The following is a 24044-nucleotide window of genomic DNA, read 5'->3' as shown; positions in this document are numbered from 1 at the left end:
CAAACTGCGCGGTCTATCGCGTGATCGCTCCGACTGTGCCCATCCGCGTCAGAACCATCCTTGGGGAATGATGAGAATGTCGCCAGGCAGCACATCCACATTGGCATCGATGTCACCGCGCTTAATCAGATCGTTCAAGCGCACGGTGTAGCGCTTGTTGCCCTCTGCTGCCCGCACGAGGGTGGCGCGGTTACCATCCGCGAAATCGGTCAGACCTCCCGCAGCGATAAGCACGTCGAGCACCGTCATGTTTTGTTTGTAGGCAAGAAACTGCGGTTTTGCCGCTTCGCCAACGACACGGATCTGCTCGCTGTACGGGCCGACGAAACCTGTCACGATCACGGTAACCACCGGATCGCGCACATATTTGGCCAGCTCTTTTTCCACATCTCGTGCGATTTGCGCCGATGTCTTGCCCTGCGCAACGAGCCCGTCCACCAACGGCGTAGACACTTGGCCATCGGGCCGTACCGGCACGCTTTGTGATAACTCGGGGCTGCGCCAGACGATGATGTTGAGCATGTCGCCTGGCCCGACGATATAGTTGTAATCGGGGGCAGATGCCTTGACCGGGGCTGCCGGGTAAGCGCCGCCGAAGCCGGAACAGCCAGCCACTGCGACGGCCACACCGCCCATACCCACCACACGAACCACTGCCTTTAGAAGCCCAGAGATGTATTTCTGCATGGAGAACTTTCAACAAAGTTTGCGGAAGTATCAAATGGCTAGAAACAATACAAGACCGTTGCAGCAGCATACCTTGAACGAATGCGGAATGCAGCAGCATTTTCCTGGGGTCCATGGACTTCGGCAACCCTGCCGCGGCGCTCTCGGCGCATTGCCCCTGTTCTTAGCCTGAGTTCCTTTTACGCTACCCGTTCAAGCCGACAGATTCAAGCTCCGTAATAGTCACGGTACCACCGAACGAAGTGCGCCATCCCTTGCGCCAGTGGCGTGGATGGCGCAAATCCCACCCAGTCCCGCAGTGCCGTGGTGCTGGCATAAGTCGCCGGCACATCCCCCGGCTGCATGGGCAGCAATTGCTTGGTGGCCACCTGTCCCAGCGCACATTCCAGGCAGCCGATGAAGTCCAGCAGTGGCACGGGGTCGCTGTTGCCAATGTTGAAGATGCGGCAAGGGACACCGCCCTCGTGCTCGGGCGTGGCAGGGCGGTCCAACACCCGCAACACCCCCTCAGCTATATCGTCGATGTACGTGAAATCACGCTTCATGTCGCCGTGGTTGAATACTTGGATCGGCTCGCCTGCCAGGATGGCGCGGACAAACAAGTGGTACGCCATGTCGGGCCGGCCCCAGGGACCATAGACCGTGAAGAAGCGCAGGCCTGTGGTCGGAAAACCGTAGAGGTGGCTGTAGGTGTGGGCCATCAGCTCATTGGCCTTCTTGGTGGCAGCGTACAGGCTTACCGGGTGATCGACCGCGTCGGTTTCGGTGAATGGCATCTTGGCATTACCGCCATAGACGCTGGAGCTGGAGGCATAAACCAGGTGAGCGACGCTCTGGGCGCGACAGCCCTCCAGCACATGGCCAAAGCCTGCGAGATTGGAATCGAGATAGGCATAAGGATGCGTGATGCTGTAGCGCACGCCGGCCTGGGCGCCCAAATGGATGACACCATCGAACCGTTCGGTGGCAAACATCTTGGCCATGCCCTCGCGGTCGCCCAAATCCAGCCTGAGAAACCGAAAACCAGGTGTGCCTTCGAGCCGTCGCAGTCGCGCCTGCTTGAGCGCGGGATCGTAGTAATCGTTGAGGTTGTCCAAGCCTAAAACCCGGTCACCGCGTGCCAGCAGGCGCTGGGCCACATGGTGGCCGATGAAACCGGCCGCACCAGTCACGAGGATGTGTGAGGGCATTCGCTCTGTTGGCATGGCAGGTGCCTCCGGAAAATTGGCGTGCCGTTAACTCATATAAATGTCGTCCAAACGCACGATGTCGTCCTCGCCGAGATAGGGCCCCGCTGCACGTCGACCATCTCCAAGTGGACCTGTCCCGGGTTTCGATCCGGTGCGCGACGCCCAGAGGAATATGCCTGGACCGGTTCTCGGACGTCAGGAACACGTCGTCGCCCTTCACTCAGGCCCTGCCGCGCACGACCACCCAGTGCTCGGCGAGAATGGTAGTGCATTTGCAGCGGCAGCTTGCCACCGGGCTTGGCCACGATGGGCTTGACCTGAAATCGCTCTCCCGCATCGATGCTGTCCTACCAGCCACCAGGGGGTGGCACACCTTGCAGTGCAGCGGCCCTTCGGTGCAACTTTTGTGCTTGAGGCGGTCGACGATTTTTCACGTCCTGGGTGTAGCGTTGATGGACCACCAGCACTGCGTCGGGCGCCTCCACCATGACCAGCCTTGCACGCCCATGCAGACCAGCGTAGGCGTCTGAAGAAAGCGCCAAGGTGTCGCAGCTGTCCTGCATGAGGGTCCGTCGCTGCGCCACATGGCCGTCGCCGTCCTTGGGCAGGATCTGCCACAGGGCATAGCGCGCCCCAGGCGCCCCCATCGGGCCTACACAGCGCCAACGCATGCTAGCCCGATGCACGCAGCACAAACAGCCTACTGTTACAAAGGTAGTCGCCCGATCGCACGTAACCCTTGGCCGTTGCAAGGTCGGGTTTTCCGACAGAACGGTCTATGGTGTGCGCCCCGTCGCGGCCGACCGGGGGGCTGGTCTGGAGTAGTCATAGCCCGTCTCTGGGCGATCGGGCGTGAGCCCAAAAGGCGCGATGGCACCCTCCTGTGCCAGCAGCGCTGGCTGGGCAATGGCATGGTCTGCAGGCATGACTAGCAGCAGCATCGGATCGGTGCCGCCGTCCTGGGCGGCCAGCGCAGCGAGCGTCAGGGCGGGGGCTGTATTGCGGCCATGGAGCTCCAGCACGATACGGGCCTGCGGCCGATCAGACGCACAGATGCGTGCCCGAGCCGCCCGATAGCACCACGGCTGAATCGTCAACATGCAGGCCTACCGTTTGTCTGGGTGCAAGGTCGACGCATGCGCTCTACCCACCGCGCCGGACGCGCATGACGGGGGCGGCGCCTGGCGCCGACGAAAAATCACCGGGTAACAACGGTATGGCGGCAAGAACGCAGGCCCCATTTCGCACGGCGCTTCGCAGGGCTGGGTCACTGCGGCTTCGTGCCGCCAGGCCGCCTTATTCCATTTGATGGCACGCAAGCGCTGCTTGGGGTCCGTGTTTGCAGCGCGCCCGCCGCGCCGCGGGTGCGCTCCTACAATGGCCCCGCCCCGGCCATTGGGGCAAGCTTGCCTCCCATGAGCCAGTACTCCGTTCTCTTCGTTTGCATGGGCAATATTTGCCGCAGTCCCACCGCGCAAGCGGTGTTCCGCCAGCGCGTCGCAGCGGCGGGGCTGGCGCAGCGCGTGCGCATTGACTCTGCGGGCACCCACGCCGCGCCCCAGGGCGAGGCACCGGATCCACGCGCACAGGCCCATGCACGCCAGCGGGGCTATGCCATGGACGCGATCCGGTCGCGCCCGGTTCACGAGGGCGATTTCCACCGGTTCGATCTGCTGCTGGCCATGGACGACCACAACCTGGCCTTGCTGCAGAGCCGCTGCCCGCCGGCGCTGCACCCGCGCTTGCGGCGCCTGACCGACTTTTGCCTGCGCAGCAGCTGCTCCGTGGTGCCCGATCCCTACTACGGCAATGCCCAGGGTTTCGAGAATGTGCTGGACTTGCTGGAAGACGCCTGCGACGGACTGCTCTTGCATGTGCGCCGGCAACTGGACTCGGCGGGATGAGCATGCGGCGCGGCCGCGGGACGGACGCAGGGCGGGCCCCAAGCGCCTGGCGACAGAAGCCCCGCGCGGAGCTGGACTCGCGAGACGCTCAGGCCGCGAGCGCGCCCCGCATCGCGGTGATCACGTCCCGGTAGTCGGGCTTGCCAAAGATGGCGCTGCCGGCGACGAAGGTGTCTGCCCCCGCGTCGGCCGCGCGGCGGATGTTGTCCACCTTGATGCCGCCGTCCACTTCCAGCCGGATGTCGCGGCCCGTGGCATCGATGCGCCGTCGCACCTCTTCGATCTTGCGCAGCGCCGAGTCGATGAAGCTCTGGCCGCCGAAGCCGGGGTTGACGCTCATGATGAGCACGAGGTCGATGTCGTCGATCACCCAGTCGAGCACATCGAACGGCTCGGCCGGGTTGAACACCAGCCCGGCCTGCACGCCTTGGGACTTGATGGCCTGGATGCTGCGGTGCACATGGTGCGTGGCGTCGGGGTGGAAGCTGATGAGATCGGCGCCGGCCTGGGCGAAAGCGGCAGCCAGCGCATCGACCGGCTGCACCATGAGGTGCACATCGATGGGGACGGCCACACCCTCGGGCGTGACGGCGTGGGGCTTCAAGGCCTGGCAGACCATGGGGCCGAAGGTGAGGTTGGGCACGTAGTGGTTGTCCATCACGTCGAAGTGGATCCAGTCGGCTCCGGCAGCGATGACGCTGCGCACTTCGTCGCCCAGGCGGGCGAAATCGGCAGACAAAATGGAAGGGGCAATGCGGTGGGTGCGGCTCATGCCTGCAATTGTCGCAGTTACCATTGGCCGATGCCAAAGTACCAATTCCAGGTCGAAGTGCAACCCGAATACCTGCCTGAGCAGTCGTCCCCGAATGCGGGTGTGTTCAGCTTTGCCTACACCATCACCATCACCAACGCGGGCTCCGTCCCGGCGCAACTGGTCTCGCGCCACTGGATCATCAGCGATGCGCACGGCCACACCGAAGAAGTCCGGGGCCTGGGCGTGGTCGGGCACCAGCCGCTGCTCAAGCCCGGCGAGTCCTTCCAGTACACCAGCGGCTGCCAGCTGCGCACGCCCAGCGGCACCATGCACGGCAGTTTTTTCTGCGTGGCCGAAGACGGCGAATCCTTTGACTGCGCCATCCCGCTGTTCGTGCTCGAAGCGCTGGACCCGGGCGAGCCCAGCCAGCCCCTGAGCAGCCGGGTGCTGCATTGAAGGTCGCGCCCCTGGACTTGGCCGCCCTGCTGGCGCGGCTGGATCCGCAGGCGCCGCTGGCCGAGCGCCACCTGTGGCTGATCGCTCTGCTCGACTGGGTGCGCGGCGCGCGCGACTCGGTGCCCGCCAGCCTCGGGCGCGTGCAGCTGCTGATCGATGCTGTGGAGGCGCGCCACGACGTGCGCGCGCGCCTGCAGGCTTGGTGGGCCGCGCTGGTGGAGACGGTGGACGTCACCACCTTGCTGGCCGATTTCGGCTTTGCGCCGCGCACGGCACTGGTCAGCGAACTGGCCGAGCGCCTGCGCCGCAAGCTGCTGCCCAGCAGCCCCGAGACCATCGATGCCTCCGAACTGTTCACGCTGGCGCTGCCCAGCGCCTTCGATGCGCAGTGGCTGGGGGCGCTGCACGAAGAGCAGCTCGAGCGCCTGGTGGCACTGCTGGCGGACGGCGAGGGCCACACCACGCGCTGGCAAAAAACCCTGCTCGACGCCATCACCTACTGCGCCGGCCAGATCCTGTCCACCGGCTATGCGCCCGAACTGCGCCTGCGCATGAGCGAGGCCGCGCGCGAGGCACAGCCGTTCCACGCGCTGATCCGCGATGTGGAGAGCCTGCGCGTCGAGGTGCTGCACGGCCTGCGCACGCGCGACCGGCTCGACGAATCGGCGCAGCGCCTGCGCGAGCGGCTCGATGCCTGCCGCAGCGCGGCATCCACCGTGTATGCGCACTTCGAAGACAACGGCATCTCGGTCGGCCTGGTGTTCCGACTGCGCCAGCTGCGCGTGCGCATCCTGCGCGTGCGCGAACTGCTCGAATGCGTGCTCTCGCCCACACCGGCCGTGAGCGCGGCGCGGCTGCTGGCCCACCTGGTGCAGGTCGGGCAGGAGCGGCGCAGCCTGCGCGCGCTGCTGGCGGCCAACTCCTCGCTGCTGGCGGCCAAGGTGGCCGAGCGCAGCGCCGAGACCGGCGAGCACTACATCACGCGCACGCGCGGCGAATACTTTGCGATGGTGCGCAACGCCGCCGGCGGCGGCGCCGTGATGGCATTCACCACGCTGCTCAAGTTCGCTCTGTACGCGCTGGCGCTGTCGGCCTTCTGGGGTGGCTTTGTCGCCGGCATCAATTACGCGGCGAGCTTTGTGCTGATCCAGCTGCTGCACTTCACCGTGGCCACCAAGCAGCCGGCCATGACGGCGCCGGCCATGGCCGCCAAGCTCAAGGACATCGATTCCGACAGCGGCGTGGCCGAGTTCGTCGACAAAGTGACCTACCTGGTGCGCTCACAGGTGGCGGCGGTGCTGGGCAACGTGCTGGTGGTGTTCCCGGCCGTGCTGGGCCTCACGGCCCTCTGGGCCCTCGCCACGGGCGGCCCCGCGATCAGTGAAAAGAGCGCGGAGCAGGTACTGGACTCGCTGCACCTGCTGGGGCCGTCCCTGCTGTTTGCGGCGTTCACCGGGGTGCTGCTGTTTGCCTCCAGCATCATTGCCGGCTGGACGGAAAACTGGTTCGTGCTGCACCGGCTCGACTCGGCCATGCGCTACAACCCGCGCATCACGCGCCTGCTGGGCGCCGCGCGCGCGGCGCGCTGGGTGCGCTTCCTGCGCGACAACCTCTCGGGCCTGGCGGCCAACATCTCGCTCGGATTCATGCTCGGGCTGGTGCCGGCATTTGCCAGCTTCTTTGGCCTGGGGCTCGATGTGCGCCACGTCACCTTGTCGACGGGCCAGCTGGCCGCCGCCGCGGCGAGCCTGGGCCCGGACGTGCTGAGCCACCCCGCGTTCTGGTGGGCCGTGGCCACCCTTCCGCTGCTTGGCGCCCTGAATGTGAGCGTGAGCTTCTACCTGGCCTTCCTGCTGGCGCTGCGCGCGCAGAACGTCACCGGCGTGGAGCGCGCGCGCATCTATGCCGCCGTGCGCGCGCGCCTGCGCTCGAAGCCGCTGAGCTTCTTCGTGCCCGGGCGCCAGGACAACTGAGGCCGGCCCATGCCCTCCTCCCTGCCGGGCGTGCCACTGTCCTACAGCGAACGCCTGCAACAGACGGTAAATTCAGGCTATCGCGCCGGCGCACGGCGTGCGCCCCCCAGGGTGCGATCCCCCTTCTCTGCGCGCACATGCCGCGCTTGACGCACAAGGACCCACACACATGAACGAGATCCTGTCTTTCTGGGCGCAATGGCTGCGCCCCTCTGCCGGGCTGCCCACCGTGCAGTGGTCGCTGCTGCTGGCCATGGCAGCCATGGCGGGCTACCTGTGCCAGCGCCACATCGGGCTGCCCAAGGTCGTCGGCTACTCGCTGGTCGGCACAGCGGCGGGCCTCGCAGGCTTCAGCGGCGCAGTCTGGCCGCTGCAGGGCATCGGCCTGTTCTTGCTCGAACTGGGCATCTCCGTCGTGCTGTTCGAGTGCGGCGCACGCATTCCACTGCGCTGGTTCCGCCACAACCCCATGGTGCTGGTGCAAAGCGTGCTCGAGTCGGCGCTGACCTTTTTTGCCGTCTATTGGACGCTGGTGTGGCTCCAGGTGCCCGAGCGTGTGGCCGGGCCGCTGGCCGTGGTGGCGCTGGCGGCTTCGCCCGCCGTGCTCACGCGCGTGGTGAGCGACACGCGCGCGGCCGGCCCGGTGACCGAGCGCGCCATCGTGCTGGCCACGCTGTCCACGCTGTACGCCCTGACGCTGGGCAGCGCGCGGGCCGAGCTGATCCACCGCCCGGCCATCTCGTTGGCCGACACGGTCTACCCGGTGGTCGTGGTGCTGGGCGTGTCCATCATCGTGGCCGCGCTGCTGGCGCTGGTGATGCGCATGGCGCTGCGCGCCATGAGCCCGACCAGCGAGAACACCTCCATGCTGCTGCTGGCCCTGATCGCCGCCAGCACCGCCGTGGCCGCGCACATGGGTGGCTCGGCGCCGCTGGCCGCGCTGCTGGGCGGCATGCTGCTCAAGCAGCTCAACCCGCGCCCCTGGGCGTGGTCGCGCCAGCTCGGCACGGCCTCGTCGCTGCTGACCATGCTGATGTTCGTGCTGGTCTCCACCGTCGCCGCGCAGGCCGACTGGAGTGCTCCGGTGGCCGGCCTGGTGCTGGTGCTGATCGCCGTGCGCCTGCTGGCAAAGGTGACGGGCGTGGCCATTGGCAACGTCGGCAGCGGCGCCAGCTGGCGCCAGGCGCTGTGGGTCGGCGGCGCGATGACGCCGATGTCGTCGATCGCGCTCCTGATCGCATCGCAGTTCGTCGTTGCCTCGCCCGCCACCGGCCAGATGATCGCCCGCGTGGCGCTGCCCGCCATCCTGCTGATGGAGGTGCTGGGCGCCGTGATCGCCACCATGGCCATCTACCGCGCCGGCGAGAGTTCCAAACCCTGGGCGCCACTGACGACACGCGCCAGCAACGGAGACACCCGTGAGCCTTGAAGCCTTCCACCATTCCGAACCGCTGACGCTGGGCGTCGAGCTCGAACTGCAACTCGTCAACACCCACGACTACGACCTCGCGCCCTATGCCGAGGACATGCTGCGCCTGATGCTCAAGAACCCGCTGCCCGGCAGCGTGGTGCCCGAGATGACCAACAGCATGATCGAGATCTCGACGGGCATCTGCCACTCGTCGAGCGAGGTGCTGGGGCAGCTGAGCCCGATCCGCGACGCGCTCGTCAAGAGCGCCGACAAGCTCAACATCGCCGTGGTCGGCGGCGGCACGCACCCGTTCCAGCAATGGCACGAGCGGCGCATCTACGACAAGCCGCGCTTCCAGGAGCTCTCGCAGCTCTACGGCTACCTGTCCAAGCAGTTCACCATCTTCGGCCAGCACGTGCACATCGGCTGTCCCGACGCCGACGCCGCGCTGCTCATGCTGCACCGCATGTCGCGCTACATCCCGCACTTCATCGCGCTGTCGGCGTCCAGTCCCTATGTGCAGGGGCAGGACACCGCGTTCGACTCGGCGCGGCTCAATTCCGTGTTCGCGTTCCCGCTCTCGGGCCGCGCCCCCTGCGTGCTGACCTGGGCCGAGTTCGAGCAGTATTTCGACAAGATGACGCACACCGGCGTGGTCAAGAGCATGAAGGACTTCTACTGGGACATCCGCCCCAAGCCCGAGTTCGGCACGATCGAGATCCGCGTCTTCGACACGCCGCTGACCATCGAGCGCGCCGCCGCGTTGTCCGGCTTCGTGCAGTCGCTCGGGGCCTGGTTCCTGGCCGAGCAGCCCTTCACGCCGACCGAGGACGACTACCTCGTCTACACCTACAACCGCTTCCAGGCCTGCCGCTTCGGCATGGACGCGGTCTATGTGGACCCGGCCACGGGCAGCCACATGCCGCTGCGCGAGCACATCATGCGCACCATGGACCAGATCGCCGGCCACGCGGCGGCGCACGGCGCCTCGGGCGCGCTGCACCTGCTGCGCAGCGAGGCCCATGCCGGCCAGAACGACGCGCGCTGGCTGCGCGAGCGCCAGCGCGAGGAGCAGCTGCTCGCCGAGGTCAGCCGCCAGGCCGCGCAGCGCTTTCGCGGCATGCCGGTATGACCGCGCCCCTGGCAGCGGCGCCGAGCATGGGCGAATTCGACCTGATCGCGCGCTATTTCACGCGTCCGGTGCGCCGCGCCGCGCTCGGCGTGGGCGACGACTGCGCGCTGCTGGCGCCGGCCCCGGGCATGCAGCTGGCGGTGTCGAGCGACATGCTGGTGCAAGGCCGGCACTTCTTCGCCGGCACCGACCCCAAGCGCCTGGGCCACAAGGCCCTGGCCGTCAACCTGAGCGACCTGGCGGCCTGCGGCGCACGGCCGCTGGCGTTCACGCTGGCGCTGGCCCTGCCGTCGGCGGACGAGCCCTGGCTGGCGGGCTTTGCGCGCGGCCTGCTGCGGCTCGCCGACGCCCACGGCTGCGAGCTGGTCGGCGGCGACACCACGCGCGGCCCGCTCAACATCTGCATCACGGTGCTGGGCGAGGTGCCCGCCGGCCAGGCCCTGCTGCGCAGCGGCGCGCGGCCCGGCGACGACATCTATGTGAGCGGCACGCTCGGCGATGCACGCCTGGCGCTCGAGGCGCTGCAGGGCCGCGCCGCCCTGCCGCCGCTGTGGCTGGCCGCCGCGCGCGAGCGTCTCGAACGCCCCACGCCACGCGTAGCGCTGGGCCTGGCGCTGCGCGGTGTCGCCAGCAGCGCGCTGGACGTGAGCGACGGCCTGCTCGGCGACCTGGGCCACATCCTGCGCGCCTCGGGCGTGGGGGCCCGCATCGACACCTCGAAAACTATCGAATTGATAGCTGCCAGCGCTTATCCAGCAAGCGCCCGAGGCATGATCGACCCCGAACTGCTGCACCAGTGCACGCTCGCCGGCGGCGACGACTACGAGCTGGCCTTCACCGCTGCGCCCGCGCAGCGCGCCACGGTGGCGGCCGCGGCGCAGGCGAGCGGCACGCCGGTCACGCCCATCGGCGTGATCGAGGCGGCGCCGGGTCTGCGCCTGGTCGATGGCCGGGGCCAGCCGGTGGCCCAGCGCTTCGCCTCGTTCGACCACTTCGCCTGAGAAGGCGGAATGCCCCCCCTTTCCACAGGAGCCCCCATGTACACACAGATCCTCGTGCCCATCGACGGCAGCCCCACGTCCGACCATGCCCTGGGCGAGGCCGCGGGCCTGGCGCAGCTGGCGGGCGCGCGCGTGCGCCTGCTGCACATCGTCGATCCGATGGAGCACACCAACGGTTTCGAACGCCCCGAGGTCTACCACCGCGACGTATTGCCCGGCGCGCTGCGCGCGGGCGAAGCGCTGCTGCGCCAGGCCCAGAAGCGGCTCGCGCAGCGCGGCGTGCAGGCCGAGACCGCGCTGGTGCAGAGCCTGGGGCCGCGCGTGGCGCAGCTGGTGGTCGAGCAGGCGCAGCAATGGGGCGCCGACCTGATCGTGCTCGGCACCCAGGGGCGGCGCGGCCTGCCGCGCCTGATGATGGGCAGCGACGCCGAGCAGGTGGCCCGCACCGCGCCCGTGCCGGTGCTGCTGGTGCGGGGGGCGCAGGCAGGGGCAGCGCCGGCCTAGAATTCCGCCATGCACAGCCCCTCCGACGCCTCCCCCGCGCGCCCTGGCGTCCGTTTCCTGCTCGCCCACCCGGCCCACTTCATCGCGCTCGGCTTCGGCTCCGGCCTGAGCCCCAAGGCGCCGGGCACCGTGGGCACGCTGTGGGCGTGGCTCGCCTTCCTGGTGCTGCAGCACTGGTTCGATCCACTGCGCATGGGGCTGCTGATCGCCTTTGCCACGCTGGGCGGCTGGTGGGCCTGCACCGTCACCGCGCAGCACATGCGCGTCGCCGACCCGGGCGCCATCGTCTGGGACGAAGTCGTGGCCTTCTGGCTGGTGCTGTGGCTGGCCATGCCGATGGGCTTCTGGGGGCAGCTCGCCGCGTTTGCGCTGTTCCGCTTTTTCGACGCGGCCAAGCCCGGGCCCGTCGGCTGGGCCGACAGCCTGTTCAAGGGCTTTGGCTGGCGCGGCGGCTGGGGCATCCTGTTCGACGACTTCGTCGCGGCGTTCTGCACGCTGCTGGTGTTGGCGCTGTGGAGGTTCTGGGCGTGAACGCCAAGGAACTATTAAATAAGGAGCTACCAGCGCTTGCCAGCCAAGGGCTGGAGGCCGATTTGGCGCATATTTCAGCGCAGCTGCTAGCCCGGGGCTGGATGCTCGCCACGGCCGAGAGCTGCACCGGCGGCCTGGTCGCCGCCGCCTGCACCGAGATCGCGGGGTCGAGCCAGTGGTTCGAGCGCGGCTTCGTCAGCTACTCCAACGCGGCCAAGACCGAGCTGCTCGGCGTTCCGGCCGCGCTGATCGAAGCCCACGGCGCCGTCAGCGAGCCCGTGGCGCGCGCCATGGCCGAGGGCGCGCTCGCGCATGCGCGCGCCCAGGCCAGCGTGGCCGTCACCGGCATCGCCGGCCCCACGGGCGGCAGCGCCGACAAGCCCGTCGGCACGGTGTGGTTCGCCTGGTGCGTGGCCGGGCAGACGCGCAGCGAAAGGGTGCGCTTTGCCGGCGACCGCGCCGCCGTGCGCCAGGCCACGCTGCGCCATGCGCTGGCGCGGCTGGCGGGCTGGTTGCAGGCGCCGGCGTAGTCCGACGGGGCCGTGCCACCGACGGCATACCGCGTCCTGCACAGAAAACAGTCAAATCGGCCTGAAACCCTTGATGCACCTGCGCAGCAGCTATGCTTTTTGCGAAGGCAGCAGCGCAGCATCAGGCGGCCCCGCTGCCCAGCCGGTCGATCAGCACCGCGCTGGCCGCGTTCAGGCCCACCACCTCGACCGTGCAGCCGTGGTGGCGCAGCCGCTGCACCACCTTGTCGAGCGCGGCCACGGCGGTGACGTCCCAGAAATGCGCGTGCGAGACGTCGATGCGCACATTGCGGCGCTCGGCACCGAGCACGTCAAAAGCCTCGATGAAGGCGTCGGCCGAGGCGAAGAACACCTGGCCCGAGACGCGCCAGGTGCGCGTGCCGCCACGGTCCTCGCAGCGCACGTCCAGCATGCGCGAGACCTTGAACGCGAAGAACACACCGCTGAGCAGCACGCCCACGGCCACGCCCGCCGCCAGGTTGTGGCTGGCGAGGGTGGCGACCACCGTGGCCAGCATCACGGCGCTGGACAGGTGCGGGTGGCGCACCAGCGTGCGCAGCGATGTCCAGTCGAAGGTCTCGGCCGACACCATGACCATGATGGACACCAGCGCAATCACCGGCACCTGCGACACCCAGGGCTTGAGCGCCACCATCAGTACCAGCAGGAATACACCGGCGAACAACGTGGACAGGCGCCCGCGCCCGCCGTATTTGACGTTGCCCACGGCCTGGCCGACCATGCCGCAGCCGGCGATGCCGCCGAAGCAGCTGGCGGCGATGTTGGCCACGCCCAGGCCGACGCACTCGCGGTTCTTGTCGCTGGGGGTGTCGGTCAGTTCGTCGACCACGGCGGCCGTGAGCACCGATTCGAGCAGGCCCACCATGGCGATCGCCAGCGCGGGCAGCAGGACGATGCGCAGGGTCTCGAGCGACGCCGGCACTGCGGGCAGGCCCCACACCGGCAGCGCATCGGGCAGCTGGCCCAGGTCGGCCACCGTGGGCAGCGCCAAGCCCAGGGCGGACGACAGCACGCTGAGGACGACCACGCAGATCAGCGGCGACGGAATGGCCGTGAGCGCGCGCCAGCCCAGCAGCGCGCCCAGGCGCGGCAGGCCGTAGATCAGCGCCAGGCCCAGCGCCAGCAGGGCCCAGGTGGCAATGCCCGCGCCGGCCAGGTGCGGCAGCTGGGCCGAGAAAATCAAAATCGCCAGCGCATTGACAAAGCCGGTGCGCACCGAACTCGAGACAAAGCGCATCAGCACGCCCAGCCGCAGCAGGCCAAACAGCACCTGCACCGCGCCCGCCAGCAGCCCGGCGGCAAACAGGTACTGCAGCCCGTGCGACTGCACCAGGGGCGCGGCCACCAGCGCGACCGAGCCTGCTGCCGCCGACACCATGGCCGGGCGCGAGCCCGTGAACGCGATCACGAGGCTGATGACGAACGAGGCGAACAGGCCCACCGACGGGTCGACGCCCGCGACGAAAGAGAACGCGATAACCTCGGGGATCAGCGCAAACGTGGCGACGGCGCCGGCCAGCAGCTCGCGCGGAATGCTCGGCGCCCATTCGGCGCGCAAGCGGGTCAGCAAGGGGGAGGTCATGGAACAGCAACGCGCCCGAAGGCGCGTGAAAGGGAAAAAGCATCAAATCGGGCGAAAGCGCCCGTCCAGAAAGCGTACCAAGCTATTTAAAGCATAGCGTTGCGCGCCCCCTGGACTGGGGCCGCGCAGCGCTCAGGCGCCGTGGCACTTCTTGTATTTCTTGCCGCTGCCGCAGGGGCAGGGGTCGTTGCGGCCGGGCTCGGGCGCCTTGCGCAGGGTCTCGACGCGCGGGCCCATGCTCTGCCAGAGCTGGCGCAGGTCGTAGACGGCCCAGATGGCCTCGCCGAACAGCTCCACGCGCGCCTGGCTGGTGCTGGGCGGGCCGTCCTCGGCGTACATGCTGACCTCGGGCTTGCCGGTGTCGTCCTCGGTCAGCGCGACGATGCTGCCGAGCGCGTCGTCGAGCCACTGCGCTGCCTCCTTGTCGCGCGGCGCCTGCCACTCCTCGGGCCAGTTTTCGACCGCGAACATGAAGCCCAGTGCCCACACCTGGGCAAACGACGGGATCTCCTGCCCCTCCATCTCGGCGCGCTCGTCCTCGGGCAGGCTGGCGATGGCGCCGCGCATGTCCATGACTTCGGGCTCGAAGGTGCGCTCGTCGTCGAGCTTCTCGACCGGGGTGTCGAGCGCCAGCACCACCTCGTCCCAGCGGCGCATCCACAGGTCCAGGAACTGCGCCTGCTGCGCGGCGTCGGCAAACATGGGCAGCAGCGGCAGGGCCTCGCCCTCGGCCACTTCGACGGGCTCGCCGTCGCCCAGCAGCATGGGCAGGTATTCGCCGGGCGGGATGGCGCGGCGTGTGCAGACCAGCGCGGTCAGGAAGCCATCGCAGAACTCCCACTGCGGGATCTCTTCGCTGCGCGTGCGCAGCTCGTCAAGCAGGGTGTCGAGGGCGTCGAGCTCGTCGGCGCCAAGGGCCGGCGCACCGGCGGCGCGTTCGGCAGTGTCCGGGGTGCGTTCATTCATGGGGGATTCCGATCATCGGTCAAAGGCTTCTATGATGCCCAAGGGCAGCGCCATGCGGCGGGCCCGCGGGGACGGCGCGCCGGGCAGGGCCCGTGCACGGCGGCAAGTGTAGTCCTGCACACCCCTGCCATCCCCCTTGTCAACCACCCAGCGACCTGTTGAAGCGCGCCGCGATATTTGAGCACGCAGCGCTGAGATAAATCGGATGCTCTGCATTTTCTCTCAGTGCAAGAGAATTGCGGATATGGACCCCCATCATGACAACGGAGTGCTCGCGCTGATCCGGGGCGAAGAAATCGCCGCGGCCTCGCAGCGCCTGCCTCAGCCCGAGCAAGGCCTGCCGGAGCGAATGACCGTCGATGTCGACTTGCTCCAGCACGGCCGGGTCAGGATCACCTTTCGGCTGACGCTGCACAAGCGTGGCAAAAGCCGACACTGGTTCTGGACCGCAGTACACGCCGAGCAGCTGACCTGAGGCTCAGAACAACCCTGCGGGCTCGGCCGCCCTATCCCAGTTGTAGATCACCAGCTCGCCGCGCTCGACCCGGTTGGCGCCGCCGCCCACGGTGTAGTCGATCTTGAGCGCCTCCATGTCGTAGCCTGCAAAGCACTCCCGGATGGCCGGGTGGTCGTTGATGCTGATGACGGCCTTGCCCTTGATCGCGCGCAGCTTGCTGGCCATCAGCTCGTACTGCTCCCAAGGGAACGGCACGCCATAGCCCTCGGTCTGCCAGTACGGTGGGTCCAGGTAGAACAAGGTGTGCGGGCGGTCGTAGCGGTCGACGCAGGCCGCCCAGTCGAGCTGCTCGATATAGGTGCCGCCCGCCAGGCGCAGGTGGGCGGCACTCAGGTTTTCTTCGATCCGCAGCAGGTTGATCGACGGCGCCGTGGTCGCGGTGCCCCAGGTCTGGCCAGACACGCGGCCGCCAAACGACTCCTGCTGCAGGTAGAAAAAGCGCGCCGCGCGCTGCACGTCCGTGAGCGTCTCAGGCCGGGTCTCCTGCAGCCACTTGAACACCTGACGCGAAGAGATCGCCCACTTGAACTGGCGCACGAACTCTTCAAGGTGGTGCGTGACGACCCGGTACAGGTTGACCAGGTCGCCGTTGACGTCGTTGAGGACTTCGACGTCAGCCGGGTGGCGCGCGAAGAACACGGCCGCGCCGCCCGCGAAGACCTCGACGTAGCAGCTATGGGGCGGGAAGCGGCTCAGGAGCAGCTCGGCGAGGCGGCGCTTGCCGCCGATCCAGGGAATGATGGGGGCCATGGGTGGGTCCGTTTGCGTTTGACGCTCCATGGCGCTCAAGGGTGGGGCTCTGGGCCCTCAGCGAATTGATGGCCCCGCAGCGGGGGCACTTGATGGTCAGCCGGGTGTAGACACCCTCGCCGAGTTTGCGGCTGCATGCGCCGCACCGTATTTCTTCCATTTGCAAGCCTGTTTCTCTGTGCGAAAACTCTGATAGGCTCGGCCGCACTCTGTACAGGGTGGCGGGCCTTGCCGGCTTGCAGGCGTGTTCTGCGGGTTGGGGCTTGGCCAGGTGTTAGCGCACCTGGGCAGGTCGCCCGTCTTTTTTTGTGGTTACGCCTCCCCTTCGACGTATGTCAGCGCTGGCGCGGGGCCATCGATCACGCCATCGCGCACGAAAACCCGCTGCCCCACGGTTGCCTGGCCACGCGCCTGGATGACTCCGCCGCCTGGCAGCATGATCGTGGCCACGCCAGCGTCGACGGCTGTCACCTCGCCGCTTTGCAGCGGCCGCTTGGGCAGCAGGTCCAAGAATTGACGGTAGATGTTAGGCATGGGTCTCCAGCTTGATGGTCTGGCGCAACTTCGGGAAGCTCCAGTCGATGGACGTGCTGCGCACGATGCCCATGACGGGCCTGTCGCCCAGGTAGCGCACAAACTTGCCAGGCACGATGACGCCGGTCTCGGGCAGCACCTGCATATTGAGGGTGACGTGCTGTTGGCGGCCGGTGTTTGACAGCTCGGCCACGCCGCGCTGGCGGTGGACCACGGCGTCTGTGATCAGTGCGTGGGTGACCTGGGGAGCGATCACATCGCCCGCAGTGCCGGCACGTGTGAATGGGCCGAACACACCAGCACCCACACCGCCAACGAACACCCGGTTGTAGGCGGGCTGGTCGATGTACTCGGTGCCCTCGACCTCGGCCGCGTCTGCCGGGATCTCGAAATCGGGGCTGATGCTGCCCCAGTCCCACGGCGCGGCCGGGTACCTTGGCAGGATGCGCAAGACGGAATCCGTGGGGTGCGGCTGCACGTAGCCGCCCGCTGCGGCTGCTATGTCGTTGATGGCGTCGATGTAGCTGCCCTGCATGGCCCAGGCGCCGGCCGGCACCAACCAGTCCTGCAGGTGCCAGTCCACCGCCCAGCCAATGCCCACGCCGTTGACCGTGAGCACGTCGGCCATGAGCTGCTGGGCCGTGCGTGCGGCCGATGGGTTGCCGAAAGGCATTGCTGGCGCATACGGGCCGCTGAGGATCGAGGCCTTGCCTCTGCCAGAAACGCCCCAGCGCGTGGGGTTGAAGCGCCGGTCGCGGGTGATGCGCTCCATGCGCAGGCGGAACTGCTGGCCGTTGACCATGATGGCCAGCTCAGCCGGGTCACCGTGATTGACGCGACCCAGGTAGTCAGCGGCGTCGTGGTGCAGCGATGCCTGCCAGCTCCAGGTCCACGATTGGTAGTCGAGTGACATGCCGAAGCTGTGCGCGCGCAATTCGGCGCCGGTGTCCACGCGATGGAGAGTGATGTTGTTGAGCACTATGTAGACCCTTTGGAGAGGAACAACGACGCCCGATTCGGGCTCGGGCTGTGGGCCGGGGCCGTGCCGCTCGCAGATAAAAACCAACCCCGTGTCGCTCGACCAGAGGGCGTCGAACAGCAGGTGCGGATCGGGCAGGTAGCACGGGTCTATTTCTGGCAAGACCGGGATGCGACTCCACTGGCCTGCGGGCGGGCGCATAGCGTTCTCGTGGCGGGCGCCGAACCCCTTGTTGAGCCACTGGGCCGGCCCCTGCCGGCTGGTGATGCCTTTTGGCGCCTCGGGCTTTGCCACTTGCCAGCGGGTTGTCCGCAGGGGGCGGCGGTCCGGGAGCCCGTCTTGATGGCGCTGCCGCAGGAGCGGGGTCTGGGCCTTTTCGGCGTTGGCGAATGCCTCGTGCAGCACCGCGCGAATGGAGCGCTGCGCATCTTCGTACAGCGCATAGGCGCTTGCCAGGGACCGCAGCGCCGACTGGTGGGCAGCGGAGGTGCCTATAGGCGTGCGGGCGGTGGTGCCGATGATGCCCTCGGTGTAGGCCGGCACGGGCTGCGCCGGTTGCCAGCGCGGGGCGGTGCCTGCGGGGGTCGCGTCGGTGTCCTGTGCGCGGTGCTGTATGCCGGATTCCAGGCTATCGGAGGGCGTCCAGGGGGCGCGAGACTGCCCCACCGTGGGGCGTTCCGTGTTGGACAGATACGCGGCGGCAAAATCCGCGACCAATGCGGGTTGCGGGAGGACGCTCGCCAGGGTGACGACATATGCCTGCCGCACGTCGATGCGCCCGGTCAGCTTGGGTGGCGGCAGGACTGCAGCAATCGATGCAAGGGTGTCCGGAATACCGAGCAGCACGCCGGCCAGTGTCGGCGGCGGAAGTACGCCTTCCAGGTGGGCGTTGACGGTAGCCGGTAGCGAGGTGTCCGTGAGACCAAAGACGAGTGCGACCGGCTGCCCCGTAGCAGGCAGTTGCGAAAACAGCAGGTCGACAGACGCCATGGCTTACCCCAGTACGCCAGAAGCCAAGTGCACGGAGCCCCCTGCATAGAGCTGAGTGGTGGCAAGACGAAGGGTGGCCGTGCCGGTGGTGTCGGACACGTCACAGTCGAACAGCAACGCGGTGCCGGCCATCACCCGCGCCCACAAAGCCTCGCCTGTGGACATGATGAGGGCGTCGGGAACCACTCCCAAGGTCAGCTGGCGGTCCGCGATAGTGCCCGCGGGCTTTGGCAGGGTGAAGGTTGCCAGTGGCGACCCGCCAGGCGCGTCTCCTGTAGCGGGGCGCACCGTGGCATAGATGTCGATGGTCGCACCTGTGGCCCCGGAATTCAGCGCTGTCAACGTGGCCTGCAACGCCGCCGCCGCACGGGCCTCTGCGTGTGTGGTCGAGAGGGTGATCATGGGGCCGCCTCGGGCAATATGTTGTCGGCGCCCACCGCACGGTAGTTGCGCGCGTAGTCGTAAGCGATGACCGTGTACGCATAGCCCGGGTTGATGTCGGTGAACTCGTAGGCGCCGGTTACCGCATCGCTCCAGGTCTCGCGCACGAGCATGCCGTCCACGTCGCGGTGCAGGCGCACCTTGCGGCGCAGCGGGGCGTTCGGCGTGCCTTTTTCTTCGACGGTGCCGGTGATGCGGCCGGGGCCGCCATGGATGTAGTCGCGCGACTTCTGGACACTCAGCAGCACGGGTCCACTGTAGGGCGCGGCAGCGCCCGCACTGGGTACGACCTGGATACCGAGCAGGATGACTGGGGCGGCGATTTCGGCCATGGTGCTTACCGCCAAGGGCCGGTGATGTCGAAGAAGCCCCGCCCGCCGCCAGGGGTATTGACGTTGAAAACAGAATCTGCACACACGGCATAAAAGTGCCGCCCTGCCAAGGTCACCCTGTCGCCAGGGGCAAACGAAGCGTTCAGGTTGGACTGCGGTACGTGATACACACCCGGTAGAACACCGCGAAGTACCGACGCATCGCCGGAGAGTGCGCCCTCCATTAAGAGAATGTTCGAAAACCGCAAGCCACCGTCGGTGGGCAGCGGAAATCTACCCAGCGTTCCGTCAAGGCCCGAGTAAGTAGTGGGGGATCCGCAGACGGGTGGGGCAAACGCCGACACCGCCCCTCCTAGCCCGGTATATGAGCGCAACCACCTGGTAGCGGCGCCTGATTGATTGGCGTTAAACACGCTACCTGGAGCCGCCGACTGACCGGGGGCAGAAGCAGCAGAAAATATTACGGTCGCAAAGGCGTCGCCGCTCTTGTAAGCTGTGGGCTCACCAAAAAAATAGGCGCCCTGACCCACCCGAACAGTTTGGCCGACACTGCCAATAACAGGGCAGTAATACAAGGCGCGCCCATCGGCAAACACATTCCATCGGGCGGCGTTGGCACTGGCTGCCTCAGATTTCGCCCAAAAACCGCCCGCGGCAGACTCTGCCACGGTGGGTGCCGGACCAGTACCAGCGTCCACCCCCGTCATGTTTTCGTAGGCGCGCACGTTTGCGTTGATGGTTCCGGTGTCGTTGATCCACAAATGCGCTCCACGGCTTGTGACGTCGAGGCTCTTGAAACCGGCTGTGTTCGTGCCTGGAAACTTTTTCTCCCACCCGGCCGGCGCCGTCTTGACCGTGATGGACCCCGTCGCCGTGCCGTCTGCTGCGGCGGTGGCGAACTTGATTTCGGTCGGACTGGCGAAGGTCACGCGCTGCTCGCCATTGAGGGCCGTGAGGGCGCCTGTGACACCGCTGACAAGTACCACGCTGTTGAGCAGATTGGGGTTTTTGGCGTCGCTGGCCAGCACGAGCGTGGCCACGCCGCCCGTCACCACCAGTGATGTGGCCGAGCGCAGGCCAAAGCCTGTGCACAGGCAGGCGTCGAGCAGGCTGAGGAGCGAGCCGGCCACGCCGTTGAGCACGGGGGCACCGGGGAAGTCTTCGCGGAAGAATTTGACCGAAGTATCTACGGGGGACGCCATAAATTTTCTCCTATGGAATTAGTGGCAAAAATTAGGGGCGGTCCACGTCGCCGCGAACCAGCAGGGTGAAGCTGTCGTCTTGCACCGATTCGGCGCCCTGCTGCACAGTGCGGACCACCCACACCGGAAACATCGCTCCCACGGTGTTCATCCGCACGACATTGCCTGCGGCCCAGCCCGTTCCCCAGCCCAGGGGCGACATGGAAAAGTAGGGGGTGTTGGTCGCCGGGTTGAGCGGGGCCGTGGTCGTGTTGATGCTGCCGGTGCCCACCACACCCACGTGCTCGCCGATGATGTCGAAGCTGGTCGAGTTGGTGAAGCGCAGCGCCCAGCGCTCGGTGACCGCGCCGGCGTTGGTGACCACCACAGGGGCCAGAACATCGTTGTAGCTGGCAACGGCGACGTTGCCCACCACGGTGTCGGACCAGGTGACCCCATCCCAGGAGGTTTGGTCGAAGAAGACGCTGACGCGGGATTTGAGATCACCGGCCATCAGGGCGCTTGACACATGTGAGCCGGACGCAGGATAGGCGTGCGTGAGCGCTCGGGTGAAGCTGATTTCGCCGCTGATCTGCACGTCGCGCACCACCGCCATGTCCTCAATGCGGTGCTCGATGGTGACGGGCTGCTTGTAGCTGGTCACGTCCGTGAACGCGACCTTGCCGGCGTCCAGGTCGGCGGTGTAGCCCGTGTTGATGACCTTCTTGTCGCTGCCCAGCACCCGCACGCGGCTTAGGCGCACCCGAGCGCAGTCGATGGTCTGCCCGTTGCTGACGGAGGCTGTGATTTTGCCGGTGTGCCCCACGACCGCGAAACCGCCGGGCCGGAAGATCGGCACGCGGCCGTCGCTGGGCAGGCGCACCGGGTCGATGCCCAGCAGTTCCGCGTTGAGCGGCAAGTAGCTGTAGGCCACGGCGTTGTAGCGCAGGGAGTTGAGAAGCACCAAGTCGCGCGGCAGCGATGTGAGCCCCGCGATGCCCAGGCCCGACAGGTCGGTGTTCATGCTTTGCGGGCCGTTCGGATCGACAAAGTAGAGCCGCACCAGACCGAACTCGTAATCGACGAGCCCCTTCACGCGCGTGCCGTTGATCTTGCCGTCCACGCCCGCCGTGATGTTGAACGTCGTGCCATCCTGCATGGTCCCCAGCACCGACAAGCTGCCGGGGCGAATCGGCGCGGTAGCCGTGCGGAACACGGTCTGGAATGCGGTGTACGGAGACGCCACGCCCTCTGCGGGCGGAACCAGCAGGCCGCGCCAATCTTTGATCTCCGGGTCGCTGCCTTGCCCCCAGGCGACCAGAGACACCCGGCCAATGGTGCTGGCGACGGAGCCCACCTGCGTGCCCCCGCCACTCGCCGGCGACGGGTTCACCATCACGGTATCGCCCGCCATCTGCCGGTACTCGTCGCTGCCAATGCGAAAACCCGCGCCGCGCAGTACGCGGTTGGGCAGCGTCGGTACGCTGACGCGCAGCTCGGTGGCAAGGGCGCCTACCGAGTCGGCGTTGGGCACTGCGCTTCCGTGTCGAACGGGGATCGATTGGTTCGGCGCAAGGGTTGTGGACGAACCCTTTGCGCCGGAATACATGGACCAGTAGGTCCAGTACGTGGTATTTGCTGCGTAGCCTTCAGACATGGTGTTCAGTACCCTTGGACTTGCGGGCCAAAGCCAAAGCTCGGCAGGTTGGAGGGGATGGCGAGCGTGAAGCGCCCTGTGGCGTAGTTGATCGTTCCGCACTCGACGCCGCCGCCGCTGGCGGTGAAGCCCGAGGCCATGTACAACTTGCCTGCCCGGTCAAAAAAGTTCCAAGATTCCAGCTCAGTGCTTTGCCCGGGCAGGTAGCGGCTGTACGACTGCCAGGTGTAGACACGCTCGATCAGGGCGTTAAAACTCACGCTGCCCGGCGTGATGTTGGTTGCGCCGATGTCGCCGCTGCTCAGGTCCACGTTCGGTGAAACCAGGCCGGTGTTGGACGTGGTGTCCAGCAGCAAAGGCGTGCCCGGGAGCGGCAACACATTGGGGCTCACGCGCACCACACCCGCTGAGTAGTCCACGGTGCCGGTGGCGTCGCCCGTCAGGTGGCCCAGGCCGTCGTCAATGGCCACTTTTGCGCCGCCATGGCTCCAGCCCACCATCACAGAGCCGGGCGCGATGGCCTTGCTGCCCTTTTCCTCGGTGATGAGTCCGTCGGTGTTGATGGGGATGTAGGCTTTGCCGTTGTTGGCGAGCGGCGCCGTGGAGGCAGGGAACTGCGCCACTGCGGAGTACGCCTGCACCACGAGTGCACTGCCCACGTCGGGCAAGGCGCCCAGCGTGACGACGATAGACCCAGTGGTGTAGTTCACGGTGCCGGCGCCGTAGCTGGTGTCCGTTCCCGAGAGCTTGCCGGCACCGTCGTCGCGCAGGGTGTACCAGCGGCCTTGGGCCAGGTAGGCAATGCTGGTGGTACGCGGCAGCGGCGCAGTCCCCAGCGTGAAGGCGTAGCTCAGACTGCGGCCCTCGGCCGTGATCGGCACCAGGGTCTGCTCGGAGACCATCTCGGGCAGCGCGGCCGGCACAAAGGTGACTGCGAAACTCAAGGCGGACGAGCCGAACACGGGGGTCGAAAGTGTGACGATGCCGTTCGCATAGTCCACGGTGCCGACCTGCGCGCCTGCGTTGACCAGGTTTCCACCCCGGTCTGTCACGGTGATGCCCTGCCCGGTGATGGACAGAGTGCCCGGGTAGATCGGGCCGCCCACATGCAAATTCTGCGACGGGGTGAAGCCCAGCGTGAGCGTGCGGGTCAGTGGCCCGCCCGTGGCGACCAAGGCGGTGGCGAGCCCGTTCATGCGGATGTCGCTCAGGGGCGTTTCGGTCTGCGCGCTCGGCACCAGCTGCGTGTAGATCGAAGAACTTTTGACGGTGAAGTCGCCCAGGGCCGCAGCCTGCGTGAGCGGCACCACGCCCACATAGGTGCCGGCGTCGGCCACCACCGTATCGCGCACCTTGGTGCCATTGACCAAGCGCGTGAAGGTGCGCGAAGCCGGCGAGCCCGGCAGGTCAAAGCGCAAGGCGTCACTGAGGTCCATGGTGACGATGGCGGCCTTGTAGTCTTTGTCCGCGTCGTAGGTGAAGGTGCGCTCTACCGAAGACACCTTGGTCGCGCGCACGTACTGCTCTTTCTGATTGGGCAGGCCTTCGTTGGCCACCAGCACCAGGGTCTGCCCCACGTTCGGCAGCACATCGGTGGGCCGCTGGAACAGCTGAATGACGCGCTGCCCTGCGATGTGGTTCTCGTAGAGATACCCGGCCCACTCGGGGCCTTTGTTGAGGTACGCCTCCACGCGCGACTGGGCACCCGCGCGCCGATCAAATGTTTCCTTGGTCGAAAACAGGGTCACCGACACGTTCGGATCGGCGGGCGGATCGGCCACGATGACGTTGGAGCCCAGGTAGGTGTCCCGGCTGTCGGTCTGCACGTGCACGTGCAGCTTGCGCAGGTTGATGCGCCCACCCGCCCGGTCGAGTTCGGAGATGTCCGGGAAGATGGCGTTGCTGGCCCCGTCGACGATGGCCGTGGACGTGGGGGCGCCGCCGCCCTCGGGCACGTCGTCCATGATTTGCGAGGCGACGAGCTTGATGTCGCCGGCGAGGATGGGGGCAGTGGCCATGGG

General features: G+C 67.2%; 25 protein-coding genes. 10 read left to right on the top strand and 15 right to left on the bottom strand.

Annotated features, from left to right (window positions below):
• Window positions 1-48: 48 nt before the first annotated feature.
• The 3 genes from B2J89_RS01685 to B2J89_RS23155 form a co-directional block, all read right to left on the bottom strand.
• On the bottom strand, window positions 49-687 hold the full coding sequence (locus B2J89_RS01685) for an XrtA/PEP-CTERM system exopolysaccharide export protein (protein ID WP_169167493.1): 639 nt from the start codon (window positions 685-687) through the stop codon (window positions 49-51).
• A 206-nt stretch (window positions 688-893) separates the two neighbouring features.
• Window positions 894-1877, bottom strand: coding sequence for an NAD-dependent epimerase (locus B2J89_RS01680; protein WP_169167492.1), 984 nt, complete (start codon window positions 1875-1877; stop codon window positions 894-896).
• A 50-nt stretch (window positions 1878-1927) separates the two neighbouring features.
• Window positions 1928-2182, bottom strand: a complete 255-nt coding sequence (locus tag B2J89_RS23155; protein ID WP_371809017.1) for a hypothetical protein — start codon at window positions 2180-2182, stop codon at window positions 1928-1930.
• Window positions 2183-3292: 1110 nt separating this feature from the next.
• On the opposite strand from B2J89_RS23155, the gene B2J89_RS01670 reads away from it, so the two are divergent.
• Window positions 3293-3781 carry a low molecular weight protein-tyrosine-phosphatase gene (locus B2J89_RS01670; RefSeq protein WP_169167491.1) on the top strand — a complete coding sequence of 163 codons (489 nt, stop codon included), beginning with the start codon at window positions 3293-3295 and terminating at the stop codon, window positions 3779-3781.
• 88 nt (window positions 3782-3869) lie between these two features.
• Here B2J89_RS01670 and rpe read toward each other — a convergent pair whose 3' ends face one another.
• Window positions 3870-4553 (bottom strand): ribulose-phosphate 3-epimerase, encoded by a 684-nt coding sequence (gene rpe / locus B2J89_RS01665; protein ID WP_169167490.1) that lies wholly within the window; start codon window positions 4551-4553, stop codon window positions 3870-3872.
• 30 nt (window positions 4554-4583) lie between these two features.
• Here rpe and apaG point away from each other — a divergent pair, with 30 nt between their 5' ends.
• The 8 genes from apaG to B2J89_RS01625 all read left to right on the top strand — a co-directional run bounded on the left by apaG (window position 4584) and on the right by B2J89_RS01625 (window position 12073).
• On the top strand, window positions 4584-4991 hold the full coding sequence (gene apaG / locus B2J89_RS01660) for a Co2+/Mg2+ efflux protein ApaG (protein WP_169167489.1): 408 nt from the start codon (window positions 4584-4586) through the stop codon (window positions 4989-4991).
• Window positions 4988-6964 carry a site-specific recombinase gene (locus tag B2J89_RS01655; RefSeq protein ID WP_169167488.1) on the top strand — a complete coding sequence of 659 codons (1977 nt, stop codon included), beginning with the start codon at window positions 4988-4990 and terminating at the stop codon, window positions 6962-6964. Before apaG ends, B2J89_RS01655 begins: the two co-directional genes overlap by 4 nt.
• Before the next feature lie 169 nt (window positions 6965-7133).
• Complete coding sequence (locus B2J89_RS01650) at window positions 7134-8393, top strand: cation:proton antiporter (RefSeq protein ID WP_169167487.1); 1260 nt, start codon at window positions 7134-7136, stop codon at window positions 8391-8393.
• A complete protein-coding gene (locus B2J89_RS01645; protein WP_169167486.1) occupies window positions 8383-9507 on the top strand; it encodes a YbdK family carboxylate-amine ligase in 1125 nt (374 codons plus the stop codon). Before B2J89_RS01650 ends, B2J89_RS01645 begins: the two co-directional genes overlap by 11 nt.
• Before the next feature lie 26 nt (window positions 9508-9533).
• Complete coding sequence (gene thiL, locus B2J89_RS01640) at window positions 9534-10508, top strand: thiamine-phosphate kinase (RefSeq protein ID WP_169167534.1); 975 nt, start codon at window positions 9534-9536, stop codon at window positions 10506-10508.
• Window positions 10509-10544: 36 nt separating this feature from the next.
• A complete protein-coding gene (locus tag B2J89_RS01635) occupies window positions 10545-11012 on the top strand; it encodes a universal stress protein (protein WP_169167485.1) in 468 nt (155 codons plus the stop codon).
• Window positions 11013-11021: 9 nt separating this feature from the next.
• Entirely contained in the window at window positions 11022-11543 is a 522-nt protein-coding gene (locus B2J89_RS01630) for a phosphatidylglycerophosphatase A (protein WP_169167484.1), read from the top strand.
• 101 nt (window positions 11544-11644) lie between these two features.
• Window positions 11645-12073, top strand: a complete 429-nt coding sequence (locus tag B2J89_RS01625) for a CinA family protein (RefSeq protein ID WP_206041734.1) — start codon at window positions 11645-11647, stop codon at window positions 12071-12073.
• A 121-nt stretch (window positions 12074-12194) separates the two neighbouring features.
• Here B2J89_RS01625 and B2J89_RS01620 read toward each other — a convergent pair whose 3' ends face one another.
• Together B2J89_RS01620 and B2J89_RS01615 are read right to left on the bottom strand one after the other, a co-directional pair.
• A complete protein-coding gene (locus tag B2J89_RS01620; protein WP_169167482.1) occupies window positions 12195-13676 on the bottom strand; it encodes a SulP family inorganic anion transporter in 1482 nt (493 codons plus the stop codon).
• Window positions 13677-13808: 132 nt separating this feature from the next.
• Window positions 13809-14642 (bottom strand): UPF0149 family protein, encoded by an 834-nt coding sequence (locus B2J89_RS01615; protein WP_169167481.1) that lies wholly within the window; start codon window positions 14640-14642, stop codon window positions 13809-13811.
• Window positions 14643-14886: 244 nt separating this feature from the next.
• Here B2J89_RS01615 and B2J89_RS01610 point away from each other — a divergent pair, with 244 nt between their 5' ends.
• Window positions 14887-15117, top strand: a complete 231-nt coding sequence (locus tag B2J89_RS01610) for a hypothetical protein (protein ID WP_169167480.1) — start codon at window positions 14887-14889, stop codon at window positions 15115-15117.
• A 3-nt stretch (window positions 15118-15120) separates the two neighbouring features.
• Here B2J89_RS01610 and B2J89_RS01605 read toward each other — a convergent pair whose 3' ends face one another.
• The 9 genes from B2J89_RS01605 to B2J89_RS01565 form a co-directional block, all read right to left on the bottom strand.
• Window positions 15121-15909 carry a DNA adenine methylase gene (locus B2J89_RS01605; RefSeq protein WP_169167479.1) on the bottom strand — a complete coding sequence of 263 codons (789 nt, stop codon included), beginning with the start codon at window positions 15907-15909 and terminating at the stop codon, window positions 15121-15123.
• Window positions 15833-16069: a Com family DNA-binding transcriptional regulator gene (locus tag B2J89_RS01600; RefSeq protein WP_169167533.1), complete on the bottom strand. Its 237-nt coding sequence runs from the start codon at window positions 16067-16069 to the stop codon at window positions 15833-15835. The genes B2J89_RS01605 and B2J89_RS01600 overlap by 77 nt, the downstream gene beginning before the upstream one ends.
• Before the next feature lie 152 nt (window positions 16070-16221).
• Complete coding sequence (locus B2J89_RS01595) at window positions 16222-16443, bottom strand: hypothetical protein (RefSeq protein ID WP_169167478.1); 222 nt, start codon at window positions 16441-16443, stop codon at window positions 16222-16224.
• A complete protein-coding gene (locus B2J89_RS01590; RefSeq protein ID WP_169167477.1) occupies window positions 16436-18412 on the bottom strand; it encodes a hypothetical protein in 1977 nt (658 codons plus the stop codon). The genes B2J89_RS01595 and B2J89_RS01590 overlap by 8 nt, the downstream gene beginning before the upstream one ends.
• Before the next feature lie 3 nt (window positions 18413-18415).
• Window positions 18416-18814, bottom strand: coding sequence for a hypothetical protein (locus tag B2J89_RS01585; RefSeq protein WP_169167476.1), 399 nt, complete (start codon window positions 18812-18814; stop codon window positions 18416-18418).
• Window positions 18811-19185 carry a hypothetical protein gene (locus tag B2J89_RS01580; protein ID WP_169167475.1) on the bottom strand — a complete coding sequence of 125 codons (375 nt, stop codon included), beginning with the start codon at window positions 19183-19185 and terminating at the stop codon, window positions 18811-18813. Before B2J89_RS01580 ends, B2J89_RS01585 begins: the two co-directional genes overlap by 4 nt.
• A 5-nt stretch (window positions 19186-19190) precedes the next feature.
• Entirely contained in the window at window positions 19191-20387 is a 1197-nt protein-coding gene (locus tag B2J89_RS01575; RefSeq protein ID WP_169167474.1) for a hypothetical protein, read from the bottom strand.
• A gap of 31 nt (window positions 20388-20418) precedes the next feature.
• A complete protein-coding gene (locus B2J89_RS01570; protein WP_205763660.1) occupies window positions 20419-21900 on the bottom strand; it encodes a hypothetical protein in 1482 nt (493 codons plus the stop codon).
• Window positions 21901-22028: 128 nt separating this feature from the next.
• On the bottom strand, window positions 22029-24041 hold the full coding sequence (locus tag B2J89_RS01565; RefSeq protein ID WP_169167472.1) for a hypothetical protein: 2013 nt from the start codon (window positions 24039-24041) through the stop codon (window positions 22029-22031).
• Window positions 24042-24044: the final 3 nt, after the last annotated feature.

This window comes from Acidovorax sp. SRB_24 (assembly GCF_012931925.1).
The sequence above is the reverse complement of the archived record's forward strand: the minus strand, read 5'-3'. Positions and strand labels throughout refer to the sequence as shown.

Excerpts from the sequence above, each read along its gene's own strand:
- B2J89_RS01605 (WP_169167479.1), bottom strand. The coding sequence starts at position 15,909 with ATGGCCCCCATCATTCCCTGGATCGGCGGCAAGCGCCGCCTCGCCGAG.
- apaG (WP_169167489.1), top strand. The coding sequence starts at position 4,584 with ATGCCAAAGTACCAATTCCAGGTCGAAGTGCAACCCGAATACCTGCCT.
- B2J89_RS01595 (WP_169167478.1), bottom strand. The coding sequence starts at position 16,443 with ATGCCTAACATCTACCGTCAATTCTTGGACCTGCTGCCCAAGCGGCCG.
- B2J89_RS01680 (WP_169167492.1), bottom strand. The coding sequence starts at position 1,877 with ATGCCCTCACACATCCTCGTGACTGGTGCGGCCGGTTTCATCGGCCAC.
- B2J89_RS01590 (WP_169167477.1), bottom strand. The coding sequence starts at position 18,412 with ATGGCGTCTGTCGACCTGCTGTTTTCGCAACTGCCTGCTACGGGGCAG.
- B2J89_RS01625 (WP_206041734.1), top strand. The coding sequence starts at position 11,645 with ATGCTCGCCACGGCCGAGAGCTGCACCGGCGGCCTGGTCGCCGCCGCC.
- B2J89_RS01580 (WP_169167475.1), bottom strand. The coding sequence starts at position 19,185 with ATGGCCGAAATCGCCGCCCCAGTCATCCTGCTCGGTATCCAGGTCGTA.
- B2J89_RS01650 (WP_169167487.1), top strand. The coding sequence starts at position 7,134 with ATGAACGAGATCCTGTCTTTCTGGGCGCAATGGCTGCGCCCCTCTGCC.
- B2J89_RS01620 (WP_169167482.1), bottom strand. The coding sequence starts at position 13,676 with ATGACCTCCCCCTTGCTGACCCGCTTGCGCGCCGAATGGGCGCCGAGC.
- B2J89_RS01575 (WP_169167474.1), bottom strand. The coding sequence starts at position 20,387 with ATGGCGTCCCCCGTAGATACTTCGGTCAAATTCTTCCGCGAAGACTTC.
- B2J89_RS01610 (WP_169167480.1), top strand. The coding sequence starts at position 14,887 with ATGGACCCCCATCATGACAACGGAGTGCTCGCGCTGATCCGGGGCGAA.
- B2J89_RS01685 (WP_169167493.1), bottom strand. The coding sequence starts at position 687 with ATGCAGAAATACATCTCTGGGCTTCTAAAGGCAGTGGTTCGTGTGGTG.
- B2J89_RS01630 (WP_169167484.1), top strand. The coding sequence starts at position 11,022 with ATGCACAGCCCCTCCGACGCCTCCCCCGCGCGCCCTGGCGTCCGTTTC.
- B2J89_RS01565 (WP_169167472.1), bottom strand. The coding sequence starts at position 24,041 with ATGGCCACTGCCCCCATCCTCGCCGGCGACATCAAGCTCGTCGCCTCG.
- thiL (WP_169167534.1), top strand. The coding sequence starts at position 9,534 with ATGGGCGAATTCGACCTGATCGCGCGCTATTTCACGCGTCCGGTGCGC.
- B2J89_RS01615 (WP_169167481.1), bottom strand. The coding sequence starts at position 14,642 with ATGAATGAACGCACCCCGGACACTGCCGAACGCGCCGCCGGTGCGCCG.
- B2J89_RS01585 (WP_169167476.1), bottom strand. The coding sequence starts at position 18,814 with ATGATCACCCTCTCGACCACACACGCAGAGGCCCGTGCGGCGGCGGCG.
- B2J89_RS01670 (WP_169167491.1), top strand. The coding sequence starts at position 3,293 with ATGAGCCAGTACTCCGTTCTCTTCGTTTGCATGGGCAATATTTGCCGC.
- B2J89_RS01600 (WP_169167533.1), bottom strand. The coding sequence starts at position 16,069 with ATGGAAGAAATACGGTGCGGCGCATGCAGCCGCAAACTCGGCGAGGGT.
- rpe (WP_169167490.1), bottom strand. The coding sequence starts at position 4,553 with ATGAGCCGCACCCACCGCATTGCCCCTTCCATTTTGTCTGCCGATTTC.
- B2J89_RS01635 (WP_169167485.1), top strand. The coding sequence starts at position 10,545 with ATGTACACACAGATCCTCGTGCCCATCGACGGCAGCCCCACGTCCGAC.